A 13,606-nucleotide genomic window follows, 5' to 3' on the forward strand; every position below is an offset into this window, starting at 1 on the left:
CGAGGAGCCGGTCGTCCTGCCGGAAGAGCTTGCGCCCGCTGCCGCGCCGGAGGCGCGCGTCACGCCCATGATGGCGCAGTATATCGAGATCAAGGCCGCCAATCCGGGCTGCCTCCTGTTCTACCGGATGGGCGACTTCTTCGAGCTGTTCTTCGAGGACGCCGAGATCGCCTCCCGTGCGCTCGGCATCGCGCTGACCAAGCGCGGCAAGCATCAGGGCCTCGACATCCCGATGTGCGGCGTGCCGGTGGACCGCGCCGACGACTACCTGCACCGCCTCATCGCGCAGGGCCACCGGGTCGCCGTGTGCGAGCAGACGGAGGATCCGGCGGAAGCCAAGAAGCGCGGCGGGAAATCCGTCGTGCGGCGCGCGGTGGTCCGCCTCGTCACGCCGGGCACGCTCACCGAGGACCGCCTGCTCGAGCCGTCCCGCGCGAATCTGCTCGTGGCGGTGGCGCGGCGGCGCGTCTCCGACACCGCCTTCTGCTACGGCCTCGCCTCCGTGGACATCTCGACCGGCCGCTTCGCGGTCTCGGAGACAGATGCGGCGGGCCTCGCGGCCGAGATCGCCCGGCTCGATCCGCGCGAGATCGTGCTGCCCGACACGATCTACGACGACCCCGACCTCAAGGCGGTCTGGCGCGACGGCAAGGCGGCGCTGACGCCCCTCCCCCGCGACGGGCTCGACCCGGCCTCGGCCGAGCGCCGCCTGAAGGAGTTTTTCGCGGTCGCAACGCTCGACAGCTTCGGGAACTTCACCCGCGCCGAGATCGCGGCGGCGGGGTCGGCCCTCGCCTATGTCGAGCGCACGCAATTCGGCAGCCGGCCGGCCCTGCAGCCGCCCTCCCGCCTCGATGGCGGCGCGACGCTCCTCATCGATCCCGCCACCCGCGCCAATCTCGAGCTCACCCGCACGCTCGGCGGCGAGCGGGCCGGCAGCCTCCTCGCCGCCATCGACCGCACGCTGACGGCGGCCGGCGGCCGGCTGCTCGCCGAGCGCCTCGCCGGCCCCCTGACCGATCTTCCGGCCATCACGCGCCGGCAGGATGCCGTGGCCTTCCTGCTCGCCGAGCGCGAATTGCGCGAAGCCCTGCGGGAACGTCTCGCCCGCGCGCCGGACGCCTCGCGGGCGCTCTCCCGCCTCGCGCTCGGCCGCGGCGGCCCGCGCGACCTCGCCTGCCTGCGCGACGGGCTCCAGGCGGCCCAGGGGATCGCGGCCCGGCTCGACGGCATTGACGACCTGCCCGGCGAACTTGCCGAGGCGCGCGAGATGGCGCGCGGCGTGCCGCCGGAACTGGCAGCCGAGCTCTCGCGCGCGCTTGCGGACGAGTTGCCGCTGCTCCGCCGCGACGGCGGCTTCATCCGCCCGGGCTACGACGCGGCGCTCGACGAGGCGCGCGAGCTCGCGCAGGATTCCCGCCGGGTCATCGCGGCCCTGCAGGCGCGCTATGCGGCCGAGACCGGCTGCCGGACGCTCCGCGTCAAGCACAACAACGTCATCGGCTATTTCGTGGAGGTGCCGCAGGCTGCCGGCGAGGAACTCGCCCGTGCGGACAACGCCTTCATCCACCGCCAGACCATGGCGGGCGCGATGCGCTTCACCACGACGGAGCTCGGCGAGCTGGAGCAGAAGATCGCGTCGGCCTCCGACCGGGCGCTCCGCATCGAGCTCGGCCATTTCGACGCCCTCGCCGCGGCCATCGAGGAGGCGGGACCCCGGATTGCGGCGGCCGCAGAGGCCCTGGCGGTGCTGGACGTGACGGCGGCGCTCGCCGATCTCGCGGACGACCTCGCCTGGACGCGCCCGAAACTCGACGACAGCCTCGCCTTCCACATCGAGGGCGGGCGCCATCCGGTGGTCGAGGCCGCGCTGAAGCGCGACGGCGAGCCGTTCATCCCGAACTCGACCGAGATCGGCGGAGAGCAGGATGGAAAGATCCTGCTCGTCACCGGCCCGAACATGGGCGGCAAGTCGACCTATCTGCGCCAGAACGCCGTGATCGCGGTGCTCGCCCAGACGGGCGCTTTCGTGCCGGCGAGTTCGGCCCATCTCGGCATCGTGGACCGTCTCTTCTCGCGCGTCGGCGCGGCGGACGACCTCGCCCGCGGCCGCTCGACCTTCATGGTCGAGATGGTCGAGACCGCCGCGATCCTGAACCAGGCGACGCGCCGCTCGCTCGTGATCCTCGACGAGATCGGCCGCGGCACCGCGACCTTCGACGGCCTCTCCATCGCCTGGGCGGCGATCGAGCACCTGCACGAGGAGAACCGCTGCCGCGCGCTCTTCGCCACCCATTTTCATGAGCTGACCGCGCTTGCCGAACGGCTGCCGCGCCTGTCCAACGCCACGCTCCGCATGACGGAGTGGAACGGCGACGTCGTGTTCCTGCACGAGGTGGTGCCGGGCGCGGCCGACCGCTCCTACGGGCTTCAGGTCGCGCGCCTCGCAGGCCTGCCGGCCGCGGTGGTCGAGCGTGCGAAGGTGATCCTGTCCGAGCTCGAGAAGCAGGACCGCGAGCGCCCCAAGGCCGCTTTGATCGACGACCTGCCGCTCTTCGCGGCCGCCAAGCCCGCACCTGCCCCCGCGAAGGCCGCCGAGCCCGACCCGCTCCGCACCGCCCTCGCGGCCATCGATCCGGACGATCTCACCCCGCGCGAGGCCCTGGAAGCGCTCTACCGGCTGAAGGCGGCCGTGTCGGCAAGAGATTAGTGGTCCAAGGGGATCCCTGTGCTGACCGGAGCGACAAACCGCTTGCTTCGTTGACAAAAGAAGTAAATTCAAACCGAAGCGTAAAGCGACTAGAAGCTTGACTGGGCGGCATCTTAACTAGAGCTAAGAAAATGCTCTGTTGCCGCCCGAGACACCGCCGTAATTACTCCGTCAAGGGCCACATTTCCGAGACCTCTCACACGCTGCAGAAGGCTCTGCACGAGGGTTTTCGCAGGAGCTCCACTGCGCACGATTTGTGCTGCTTCAGAGATTTCTGCGCTCATTGCACGCGCGCGAACATGATACTCGTGAGGGTTAACAGTGACGCTCATCCCAATCGAGTGCGTGCCGGGTTCCCCTCCGGCTACACTGACACGTAGCCCAGTGGCGGACCCGCCAGCGCCGCCCGACACTGAAACGGACACTCCGACCAAACGGACTGGTCCTGTCCGTAACTCCTCCGCCAGCCGCTCTAGGGCTAAGGCCAACGCCTCAGAATCCGGCAACTTGACCTCCTCAACTAGGGGACTTACCAATCCTACACAACTATCAGCTAATCCAAATAGGGGCCAAAAATTAACTCGAATTTTGATTATCTACTTGCCTCTAACGACGCTCTAAATCAAACTTCAACATTTGATATAGATTGCAGGAGCTTATCAGGCGCCATATCGACCGACATAGCGCCTCGTTTGTCGTCTTTTTTAAAGCAGAAACTAGATCATAGCCTTTGTCGCAGATCGTTGAAATATCATACACTGACTTAGTCATTTTACAGCGATCTAAGACTTAACGCCGTATCGACTTCGACAGTGTCTTTGACGCGAACACGATGGCGCACTCGAAGAGCTATTTCAATCACGCCTCAACGGTGATTTCTTGTGAGCCAATCGGGAAAGCGAGATCAAGCGGTCAGGTAGCGAGCGCTTAGCGGTGCCACCCTCCCTCGATCGTCATTTCGGGATCCGTGCTATCGACGAAGGCTTCGGTTTCGAGAACGTGGCAAGCCGGCCCGGGATAAGCTATCTTAGTAAGCGGATAGTCTCATCATGACACGCAAGCGCTCTGGTCCGGTCTCCCTGGCGACACCAGCACCTCGAGGTGTGGCCAGTCGCGACATGGCCTATTCGAGGCCGCTCGGCACGATTGAGCAAGCCCGCGAGCGTGCAAGTGCACCGCCCACCGGGTTCACGGACCGCGTCGATACCGGACCGTCCTGGCCCATCGATGAACCCGAAATTCTGGGACCCCGCCGGGACTGACCTCACGCCGCGCGCGGCCCTGGAGGCGCTCTACCGGCTGAAGGCGGCCGCGTCGGCGGCCTGACCCCTTACCCCGCGGCACGCCTGTCCGGGCATTCACATCGGCGCCGTGGAAAATCTACGCCGCTCGGTGTATGGGCCTTGCGCATGGCCGGGCCTGACAGGGGCGGTGGGACGATGATGCGCGCCGCGACCCGGCGATCGGTGCTGGCATCGGGGGCCAGCCTAGTCGCCATGCCGGCCCTCGCGGCCGCCCATCCCGCCTTGAAGCTGCGGCTCGCGCATTCGCTCCCGCGCTCGCATCCCATCCACCCGGCCCTGGAATTCATGGCCGAACGCGTCCGCGAGCGCTCGGGCGGCGCGGTCTGGATCGAGATCTTCGCCGATGGCGATCTCGGCCAGGAGGTCCAGCTCGTCGAGCACCTGCGGGCGGGCCGCATCGACATCGCGAAGGTGAGCGCGAGCGTGCTCGAACGCCGCGTGCCGACCTACCGGCTCTTCGACATCCCCTTCCTGTTTCGCGACGACGCCCACCGGAGGGCCGCCGTCGCGGGCGCCGTGGGGGAGGAGATCCTCGCGTCAGGCACCGATCACGGGCTCGTGGGCCTCGGCTTCTACGAGGCGGGGACCCGCAGCTTCTACGGCCGGGAGCCAATCATGGCGCCGGAGGATCTTCGTGGCCTCAGGGTGCGGATCCAGCCCTCGCCCACGATGGCCCGCATGATCCGGGCCCTGGACGGCATCCCGTCCGAGCTGCCCTGGGCGGCCACGTTCAGCGCGCTCCAGACCGGGCTGGTCCAGGCGGCGGAGAACAGCGTCGCGGCCCTGATCGCGGGGCGGCACGCCGAAGTCGTCCGCTATTACTGCCACGACGAGCATACGGCCGTGCCGGACGTGCTGGTTGCGAGCGGTCGCCGCTGGGCCCAGCTCGACGGCGAGACTCGCCGCCTCCTCCGCGAGGCGGCGCGGGATTCCTCCGACCGGATGGACGCGCTCTGGAGCATCTTCACGGCGGAGGTACGCCAGGCCTCAGAGCGGCTCGGGGTCTCCTTCCTCCATCCCGACAAGGAGCCGTTCCTCGCCCGGACGGCCGCGATCCGGGACGAATACGCGTCCGAGCCGGATATCGGCCCGCTCATCGCGCGCATCGTGAAGACCGGCTGACGCGCCGCTCACCGCGCCGTCCGTCGCGTGCTCCTGACGACGTCCAGGAAGGCGCGAAGGGCCGGCGGGACGGCCCGGTGCCCGGGATAATAGACCGAGAGCCCTTCCGGAGCCGGCATCCAAGCCTCCAGCACGAGGCGCAGCTCGCCCCGCGCCAGGGCGGCTTCGGCAGCCATGTGGGCCAGGTAGGCGATGCCGAGCCCCCGCGCCGCGGCATCGGCCATCAATTCCTCGTCGTCGAGGATCACCGATCCGCCCGTTTCGACCACGACCCCCTGGCCGGCCCGCTCGAACTCCCAGCGGTACAGCTTGCCGCCGGGCAGGCGGTGGCGGATGCAGCGGTGGCGCTGCAGGTCCTCGGGCGTGCCGGGCTCGCCGAAGCGCTCGAGATAGGCCGGCGAGGCGACGCAGACGAACCGGACGGCGCCGCCGAGCGGCACCGTCACCATGTCGGCCGGTATCGAGCCGTCGAGGCGCACGCCGGCATCGAACCCGCCCGACACGATGTCGACCAGCTTCCCCTCCACCACGATGTCGAGCGTCACGTCGGGGAAGCGCTCCGCCACCAGGGGCAGGATATCGCGGACGAGCAGCACGGCGCCCAGGCGCGGTGCGTTGATGCGGACGGTGCCGGCCACATTCCCGCGAAAGCCCGCGACGCCGTCCAGCGCGCCGTCCAGCGCGGCCAGCGCCGGCCGAAGCGTGGCGAGGAATTGCAGGCCGGCCTCCGTGGGCGAGACGCTGCGCGTCGTACGGTTCAGGAGGCGGATGCCGATGCGCTCCTCGAGCGCCCGCATGGCGTGGCTGAGCGTGGAGGGCGCGATGCCGAGCTCGTCGGCCGCGCGGCGGAAGCTGCGATGGGTGGCGACGGCCACGAAGGCGGAGAGATCGTTGAGCGTCGGCCGCGACATTGATGGGGATTTTGCATCAACCCATACGGATTCCAACGGCTAATCCGCATGATCCGTCCGGCCTATCTGCGTCCTGCAACGAAGCACAAGACGAGACGGCGATCCCTCCGGGGCCGTCCGCCCATCCCAAGGGACCGACGACATGGCCAAGCGCGACGCAGTCTTTCCGGCGAACCGGCACGCGCTCTACGACCTCCACCAATATTCGGCGGCGATCCGCTCCGGCGACCTGCTCTTCGTGTCGGGGCAGGTCGGCAGCCGCGAGGACGGCTCGCCCGAGCCGGGCTTCGAGGCGCAGGTGCGGCGGGCCTTCGCCAACCTGAAGGCCGTCCTGGCCGCCGCCGGATGCAGCTTCGACGACGTGGTCGACGTCACGAGCTTCCACACGAACCCGGAGGCACAGTTCGAGACGGTGATGGCGGTTCGGGCGGAGGAGATCGGCGATGCGCCCTACCCGACCTGGACGGCAATCGGCGTGACCTGGCTCGCGGGCTTCGACTTCGAGATCAAGGCGATCGCCCGCATCCCGGGCGCGTGACGCGGGGCGGCGCCCCGCTAGGCCGCGAGGCGCGCCGCCTCCTCCTTCATCCGCGAATGAAGCTTCGAGCCGACCTCCACGATCGCCCGGATGGCCGGGATCAGCTCCTCGCCGAGATCCGTCAGGGCATATTCCACGCTCGGCGGGGTGGTGGCGAGCACCGTGCGGGAGAGGACGCCGCGCTCCTCCAGGTCCTTGAGCCGGGCGCTCAGGACCTTGGCCGAGATCGCCGGCATGCAGCGCCGCATCTCCGAGAAGCGCCGCGGCCCCTGGCTGAGGTTCCAGATCACCTCCGGCGTCCAGACGCCGCCGAGCAGGCTCATGCAGGCCGACATCGGGCAGCCGGGCGGCGGCGGGACTCGTCTGCGAAGCTTCAGGGCCATGCATTCACCTCGACGCCGGCGGGCAACTTGGTTTCCCGTCAGATACCGGAAAACGCCGGTCACCGGAAGTTACCCGGTTTCCGAAAGTAACGCTGCGGCGTATTTGGTGGCCTCCGCAACCGGAGACACGCCATGAAGCTCTATTACAGCCCCGGCGCCTGCTCGCTCTCGCCGCATATCGTGCTTCGGGAGCTCGGCCTTCCGGCCACGCTCGAGGCCGTGGACCTCAAGACCAAGCGCACCGATAGCGGCGCCGATTTCGCCGCCCTCAACCCGAAGGGCTACGTGCCGGCGCTGCAGCTCGACGACGGCGAAGTCCTGACGGAGGGCGTCGCGATCGTGCAGTACCTGGCCGACAGGCACGCGCCCGGCACGCTCGCCCCGGCCGCCGGCACGGTGGAGCGCGCGCGGCTCGCGGCCCATCTCAACTTCATCTCCGCCGAACTGCACAAGGCGTTCGGGCCGCTCTTCAACCCGGCCCTGGCCCCGGAGGCGCGGCAGGCCGCGCTCGCCACGATCGGCCGCAAGCTCGACGTGATGGAGCAGACGCTCGCCGACGGCCGGCCCTACCTCCTCGGCCCCGGTTTCTCGGTCGCCGACGCCTATCTGTTCGTGATCCTGACCTGGGCAGACCCGATGGGGATCGACCTCGCCCGCTGGCCGCACCTCCAGCAGTTCCGCCAGCGCGTCGCGTCGCGCCCCGCCGTGCAATCCGCCATGGCGGCGGAGGGGCTGCAGCAGGCGGCGTAAGGCGTAAGGGGCGCTTGAACCGCCCTGCCGGACAGCCGCATCATCCCCGGCCGGAGCCCTGCGCTCCGGCCTGCCAAGAGGGGCGCTTCGATGACACCAGAGGACATCCGCATCGGGGCGCTCCACCTGCGCTTCCTGCGCACGAAGCACGACACCGGCGGCGCGCTCGACATGTTCGAGATGACGGTCCCCGCCAATGCCCGCATGCCCGTGCCGCATTACCATCGCGACTGGGAGGAGAGCGTCTACGGCCTCTCGGGCGCCCTCACCTTCACGATCGGCGGCGAGGCGGTGACGGTCGGGCCGGGCGACACCGCCTTCATCCCGCGCGGCGTGGTGCACGGCTTCGAGAACCGCGGCACCGAGACGGCCTCGGCCCTCTGCATCCTGACGCCCGGCATTCTCGGCCCCGAATATTTTCGCGACATCGCCGCCCTCGCCGCCTCCGGCCCGCCCGACGCCGCGAAGATGCGGGCCGTGATGGACCGGTACGGCCTCGTGCCCGCCCCGCCCGGGCAGCCGGCCGGGTGATCAGCGCCTAATCGGCTCGACTCGGCAGGTCACATCAATCGTTCTTCGACCGCCTGGTAGACGGTTCTCACGCTGGGCTTGAAACCGAGACGGCGCGCCAATGATCCGTCGACATGGAGGTCCCAGGGGCTTTCCAGCGGTTCCGCGGATGGGGCCATGGGCTCGCCGACGAGCTCGGCCAGCTCGTACAGAGAGGTCGGAGCCTCGTCCGTGATATTGACGACCTGGCGATCCATCGCCCCGGACAGAGCAAGCTTCATCGCGGAGGCGATGTCGCGGTGATGAACCATGCTCATTCTGACGGCGGGGTGGAGTTTGAATTGCGTCGCGAGCCTGGGCAGCGATTCCAGATGACCGTCCTTGTCCCCATAGACGAATGAAAACCGCTGGATGACCCAGTTGAGCCCGCTCTCGCGAAGGAGTTTTTCTGCCGCGAGCTTGCTGGCTGGGTAGGCCTGCTTGGGTTCTGTCGCGCAGTCCTCGCGTCCGGGGCGATTTTGCCTGGTCCCGACGCCGTAGACATTGCTGGTGCTTGCCATGATGAAGCGGGCGCCGGGCGCATGCGCCTCGGCCGCGGCGATCAGGTTCCGGGTGCCGTCGAGATTGATCCGCCAGATCAGGTCTGTGTCGGGCGTGCGAAACACGGCAGCCAGGTGAATGATGGCGGAGACTCCCGCAACGGCCTCTGCGAGGCACGAGGGGTCCATCAAGTCTCCGCGGACGGCCGCGGCGCCGGCGGGAACCTCTGCCACGCTCCGAACGAGAACGCGGCAATTCTCTCCGGCCTCGATCAGACGCGGCAGGAGCCGCGCCCCGACAAGTCCAGTTGCGCCCGTCAATAGAACTGTCATCACCCAACTCCCTTGCCGATGAATTTCTCCAGTCGTCCGGTCGCTCTTCTGAGAACTTCGACAGCGGTCGCGATCTCCTCTTCCTCTATTCCGTCGAAGGCGACCCTGCGAATGAAGGTAAGGTCGGGCAGCTCGCTCCAGAGCTTGGCGCCCGCCGCGGTCAGCCGGAGCGATTTCTGTCGCTGATCCGTCTCGTCGGGCACCTGGGCGACAAAGCCCTTGCGCAGGAGTGTGGCGACGATCCCGCTCATCGACGCGCGCTCGATCCCAAGGATCCGCACGAGGTCGCGTTGCCTGCTCGGCCCCTCGGTCGCCAGCCGGTGCAGCACGTACCATTGCGTCGAGCCGAGATCGTACGGACGCAAAGCGGCATCCATCACGGCGCGCCCGGCGAAATAGCATCGCTTCGCCCAGGCCCCCACGCTGTCACGGTCCGGCCCAGTCTCAGAACGCGCCACCCGAAGCCCCCTTTTGCAAGCTACCTAACACAATTAGTTAGGTACCTTACATTCGTCAATGGCTCCTGAGGTTTCCTCGCGGCACGGCGGGTCGCGGCGAGGTTGGAAAGCAATCCGTTACAATATAGCGTTACACATCGCCCCGACCGCACCGCGAGCTGCCATGCCCCAGATGTCCGAGATCCTCGACCGCTTCTCCGACCCGGAGGCGGTGGCGCAATATGCCGAGGGGCCGCCCCGCTACGTGCCGGGCTTTGCCGACCTCCACCGCATGGCGGCGGTGCTGATGGCCGAGCGTGCGCCGGCAGATGCGCGGGTGCTCGTGCTGGGCGCCGGCGGCGGCCTGGAGCTCAGGGCTTTCGCGGATGCGCAGCCCGGCTGGCGCTTCGACGGCGTCGATCCCTCGGCCGAGATGCTCCGCCTCGCCGTGCGCACGCTCGGCCCGCACGCCCCGCGGGCGCACCTGCACGAAGGCTATATCGAGGCCGCGCCCGACGGCCCCTTCGATGCCGCGACCTGCCTCCTCACCCTGCATTTCCTCGCGCCCGACGAGCGGTTGCGCACGCTCCGCGAGATCCGCCGCCGCCTGCGGCCGGGCGCGCCGTTCGTGGTGGCGCATTCCAGCTTCCCGCAGGGCGAGGACGAGCGCGCCGCCTGGCTCCGGCGCTATGCGGATTTCGCGGTCGCGTCCGGCGCCGACCCGGCCCAGGCCGAGAACGCCCGCGCGGCCGTCTCGGCGCACCTCAACATCCTCGAGCCCGAGCACGACGCGGCCATCCTGCGCGAGGCCGGCTTTTCCGACGTCACGCCCTTCTACGCGGCCTTCACCTGGCGGGGGTGGGTGGCGTACGCGTGAGGTCGCCCGGCGGCCTCAAGCGATTTCCGCCACCTGCCGCGCCGGGGCGTTCGAGCGGGCGCCCGCATGGCCCGGCCGATTCGCCGCTCCAGCGCCAGGTGCGCGGGAGAAGCGCCAGAAGCGCCGGTTCTTCCAGCCGCCGAGATTGCCGTCGTTCCGGTGCTGCCAATCGTAGACGAACAGCTTGTCCACGTTCAGGTCGGGCGTGAAGTGCCGGGCGACCGAGAAGCCGTTCTCCGCCGCGATCCGCTCCACATAGGCGGGCGACGGCCGGCTTCCCGTCCCATGCAGGCATTCCTCGATGACGCTGGCATTCCCCTGCACGAGCACGATCTTGTCGGGGTCCGTCGAGTCGCACACGACGCTCTCCAGGATGATCTCGTCGGACATGGCGAAGCATTGCCCCAGGTGACCGGCGACATCCGGGATGTGGTACAGCAGCCCGAAATGGATGACCAGGTCGAACCTGCCGAGATGGGAGAAATCCTGCTCCAGGTCGTGCTGCTCGATCCTGAGCCGCGGGACCTTGCGATGCTTCAGGCGCGCCAGGCGGATCGTTTCCCTCCGGCCCTCGACGCATAGCACCTCCGCCCCGAGATCGGCGAAGAAGGCGCCGATATCGGCGAGGCCCGAGCCCAGTTCCAGGATGCGCTTTCCCGCGAAGTAATCCTCGCCGTAGATCTCCAGCATCTTGTTGAGCCGCTTGATCCGCCAATAGGCGTAGCTGATCTCGAACAAGGCGTCGTTCCGCATGGCGACGTTGAGGGCGACATACTGGTCGATGGGGGAGAGCGTCGCGGGAAAGACCAGCTTTTCGAAGCGGTCGAAGTTCCAGGGCAGCCGCTTCATGCCCCAGAGGGCATCCACGGCCGCACGCCTCGCATTCGAGAGGGTGGACAGCATCGGTTCGACCCTCTTCGACTGCAGTCGTGCGTTCCGTCTACGGCGCTGCTCTATCTACGGCTTGCGACGACTTCGCCTGCAAGTCGTAAGGATGGAGTACTCCCAGTTCTGCAGCGCCCTGAGGGGGCGGATATTGCGGGATCGACTTGGGGCGCACCGAGCCGGGTGCTGCCGCGACGGTCTCGTAGCCACATCCGCTACACGCGGGCGCTCCAACCCAGCACCCGGGCATCGGCCGCGTGCGCGGATCGAACATCTTCCTCGATCGACGCCACCAGACGGAGCAGCTTCTCCGCGCGGCACCGCCGGCTCACGACTGCGCTGTACTGGACGGCGGCGGGAGCCTGAGCAGGGTCGTCCGCCAAGTAGATGACGGGCCCGAACGGGCGGTAGAAGCGGTACCAGAACGGGATGGCCACGCCGGACATGGGTCGCGGGGCAGCGGCATCGACGACGAGGCAGGAAATCTGCTCGTTGAGCTGCCGTATCGCCTGCATGGCGGCGGTTCCGTCGCTCACCAGCAGCACCTCCGCCCCCTTTCGACCCAGGTCGCCGGCCAACGCCTCGAGTGGGGCGTCCGACGCTTGGACGAGCAGGAACGAGCCGGTCTGAGCGGATCTGAGCAACGAAAGTGACCCCTTCGGGAGGCCGTGCGATCCTCCCACCTCGGCTATCCGGGGGATCCGGTCGCCGGAGAGCCTGCCACGCCCTGCGACGGCGCAGAACCTCCCTTCGCCCCCGGCGGACGGTGAGCGCGGACCAGAGCCGGATGGGAGGCCTGCATCTCGGATGCGGTGACGACCCAGATATGGGGCGCCTGGCCGTTGGGCGCCCCGGAGGCGACCCCCCATGCCAGCGCAGCCCAGAGCCCGGTGGCGCACGCGATCGACGGGCCTTCGCTCGACACTGAATCCTCGCCGGTCATGGGCCGGCTAGCCCCGCCAGAAGGGTTTTGCGCATTCGCGCGCGCGATCGGCTTCACAAAGACCCACATCGGCGAGGCGGAACGCTTCGAGATCCGCAAGATGCTTGCGTTGCCTGGAACGCTCGACCCAAGTCACGGCCTGCCCAAGTATCACAAATACATTCGCCTCTCTGGTGAAATTCAGGTCCCTCGGCGTCGGATGGATGGACGAAGAAGACGAAACATCTGCATGTCTTCGGCGCCCACTCGCCGTCTCCTGCACACCGATCACTATGCCGGCAAAAGCAAACATGAGCGCCCCCACTTCTATGCTCTGCCAGGACACGAAGGAGGTCATTCCGCCACCGCCGATCTAATTGATACTGTTGGACGACATACTCTGATCTACGTACACGCCTCCGACACGATCGATTACGGAACTTTTTGCGTTGAATCCGAAAATTATTGCGTGTAATTCGGAAGTACGACTTGAGGAGCATTGTCCTTATGGCAAGTCGCGAGGAGATCCTGACGCACCGGAACTTCGCCCACGCTCGCGACTGCCATATTGCGGGACTGGTCGACTTGTTCGCCGGTGACAGATTCGTCACGAGGATGATGTCGGATGCGGCCGTCATCAGCATGCGGGCGCTCGTGGTCGGTTTCCATGCGAGCTATTCGCGTGACGACCGGAGCACCTGGGCCACACCGCGCAATCTACGCGAGCTGATCGTGGAGCGGTCCCTGGCCAGCCCGCGTCGCATGGACGACATGATCGCGCGCTTCCGACAGGCTCGGTACGTCGAGGTGGCGCCCTCGCCCATGGACCGCAGGGTCCGGGTCTTCACGCCGACCGAGCGGCTCCTCCAGCACGACCACGATCACCTGGCCGCCTACCATCGGTTCCTGCTCGAGCTGTTCCCGGGCGAGGGCTACGAATGGACGATCCGAGGCTGCCGCGACACGCAGCTTGCGATCCGGCGAACGGCCTTCAGGCGCCTGCCGCAGGCCATGGCCTTCATGCGTCACGCACCGATGATGATGTTCCTGGCGAGGGATGCCGGCTATCTCGCGTTCCTTCTGCTCGCCCATGCGCAGCTGGAAGGCCGGGAGCGCGATCTGTCCTTCAGCCGCATGTCCGCCGATCTCGGCGTCTCCCGCACGCACATCCGCAACCTGTTCGAGGAAGCGGAGGCGGCCGGTCTCGTTCGCCTGAGCCCCGGGAAGAAGCGCCCCGCCGAGATCACGCCCCAGCTCTGGGAGGCCTACGACAGCTTTCTCGCAGATGTTCAGGCCGACCAGCATGCGATCGCACGGGTCGCATTCGGCCGAGCGAGCTGATCGGCGCCCGGCCGCCCCGTTCTCGACCCGTCCTGGACACTCCT

The 13,606-nt window shown here is 67.8% G+C and carries 14 protein-coding genes; 8 read left to right on the top strand and 6 right to left on the bottom strand.

All coding sequences use genetic code 11. The features are described 5' to 3' along the window. Positions 1-67: 67 nt before the first annotated feature. Complete coding sequence (mutS, locus tag ACO2SS_RS14300) at positions 68-2,710, top strand: DNA mismatch repair protein MutS (protein WP_423278570.1); 2,643 nt, start codon at positions 68-70, stop codon at positions 2,708-2,710. Positions 2,711-4,149: 1,439 nt separating this feature from the next. Beyond that, on the top strand, positions 4,150-5,136 hold the full coding sequence (locus tag ACO2SS_RS14305) for a TRAP transporter substrate-binding protein (protein WP_423278353.1): 987 nt from the start codon (positions 4,150-4,152) through the stop codon (positions 5,134-5,136). An 8-nt stretch (positions 5,137-5,144) separates the two neighbouring features. Here the strand turns inward: ACO2SS_RS14305 and ACO2SS_RS14310 are convergent, their stop codons facing one another. Next, positions 5,145-6,047, bottom strand: a complete 903-nt coding sequence (locus ACO2SS_RS14310; protein ID WP_423278354.1) for a LysR family transcriptional regulator — start codon at positions 6,045-6,047, stop codon at positions 5,145-5,147. Positions 6,048-6,189: 142 nt separating this feature from the next. Here ACO2SS_RS14310 and ACO2SS_RS14315 point away from each other — a divergent pair, with 142 nt between their 5' ends. After that, on the top strand, positions 6,190-6,585 hold the full coding sequence (locus tag ACO2SS_RS14315; protein ID WP_423278355.1) for a RidA family protein: 396 nt from the start codon (positions 6,190-6,192) through the stop codon (positions 6,583-6,585). Between the two features lie 17 nt (positions 6,586-6,602). Here ACO2SS_RS14315 and ACO2SS_RS14320 read toward each other — a convergent pair whose 3' ends face one another. Next, the gene (locus ACO2SS_RS14320; protein ID WP_423278356.1) at positions 6,603-6,968 is read right to left on the bottom strand and encodes a winged helix-turn-helix transcriptional regulator; all 366 of its coding nucleotides are present in this window, start codon (positions 6,966-6,968) and stop codon (positions 6,603-6,605) included. Between the two features lie 132 nt (positions 6,969-7,100). On the opposite strand from ACO2SS_RS14320, the gene gstA reads away from it, so the two are divergent. Both gstA and ACO2SS_RS14330 read left to right on the top strand, forming a co-directional pair. After that, positions 7,101-7,718, top strand: coding sequence for a glutathione transferase GstA (gene gstA, locus ACO2SS_RS14325; protein ID WP_423278357.1), 618 nt, complete (start codon positions 7,101-7,103; stop codon positions 7,716-7,718). 90 nt (positions 7,719-7,808) lie between these two features. Continuing rightward, a complete protein-coding gene (locus tag ACO2SS_RS14330; protein WP_423278358.1) occupies positions 7,809-8,249 on the top strand; it encodes a cupin domain-containing protein in 441 nt (146 codons plus the stop codon). 29 nt (positions 8,250-8,278) lie between these two features. Here the strand turns inward: ACO2SS_RS14330 and ACO2SS_RS14335 are convergent, their stop codons facing one another. Beyond that, entirely contained in the window at positions 8,279-9,100 is an 822-nt protein-coding gene (locus ACO2SS_RS14335; protein WP_423278359.1) for an NAD-dependent epimerase/dehydratase family protein, read from the bottom strand. Then, positions 9,100-9,558: a MarR family winged helix-turn-helix transcriptional regulator gene (locus ACO2SS_RS14340; protein ID WP_423278360.1), complete on the bottom strand. Its 459-nt coding sequence runs from the start codon at positions 9,556-9,558 to the stop codon at positions 9,100-9,102. Before ACO2SS_RS14340 ends, ACO2SS_RS14335 begins: the two co-directional genes overlap by 1 nt. A gap of 163 nt (positions 9,559-9,721) precedes the next feature. Here ACO2SS_RS14340 and ACO2SS_RS14345 point away from each other — a divergent pair, with 163 nt between their 5' ends. Beyond that, positions 9,722-10,414, top strand: coding sequence for a class I SAM-dependent methyltransferase (locus ACO2SS_RS14345; RefSeq protein WP_423278361.1), 693 nt, complete (start codon positions 9,722-9,724; stop codon positions 10,412-10,414). 15 nt (positions 10,415-10,429) lie between these two features. Here ACO2SS_RS14345 and ACO2SS_RS14350 read toward each other — a convergent pair whose 3' ends face one another. Further along, entirely contained in the window at positions 10,430-11,317 is an 888-nt protein-coding gene (locus ACO2SS_RS14350; protein WP_423278362.1) for a class I SAM-dependent methyltransferase, read from the bottom strand. Positions 11,318-11,514: 197 nt separating this feature from the next. Continuing rightward, positions 11,515-11,835, bottom strand: coding sequence for a hypothetical protein (locus tag ACO2SS_RS14355; RefSeq protein ID WP_423278363.1), 321 nt, complete (start codon positions 11,833-11,835; stop codon positions 11,515-11,517). 276 nt (positions 11,836-12,111) lie between these two features. Here ACO2SS_RS14355 and ACO2SS_RS14360 point away from each other — a divergent pair, with 276 nt between their 5' ends. Both ACO2SS_RS14360 and ACO2SS_RS14365 read left to right on the top strand, forming a co-directional pair. Further along, positions 12,112-12,696: a hypothetical protein gene (locus tag ACO2SS_RS14360; RefSeq protein ID WP_423278364.1), complete on the top strand. Its 585-nt coding sequence runs from the start codon at positions 12,112-12,114 to the stop codon at positions 12,694-12,696. 32 nt (positions 12,697-12,728) lie between these two features. Then, positions 12,729-13,562: a hypothetical protein gene (locus ACO2SS_RS14365; RefSeq protein WP_423278365.1), complete on the top strand. Its 834-nt coding sequence runs from the start codon at positions 12,729-12,731 to the stop codon at positions 13,560-13,562. Positions 13,563-13,606 lie beyond the last annotated feature (44 nt).

It is taken from the genome of Enterovirga sp. CN4-39 (genome assembly GCF_049446235.1).
Classification (GTDB): domain Bacteria; phylum Pseudomonadota; class Alphaproteobacteria; order Rhizobiales; family Beijerinckiaceae; genus Enterovirga.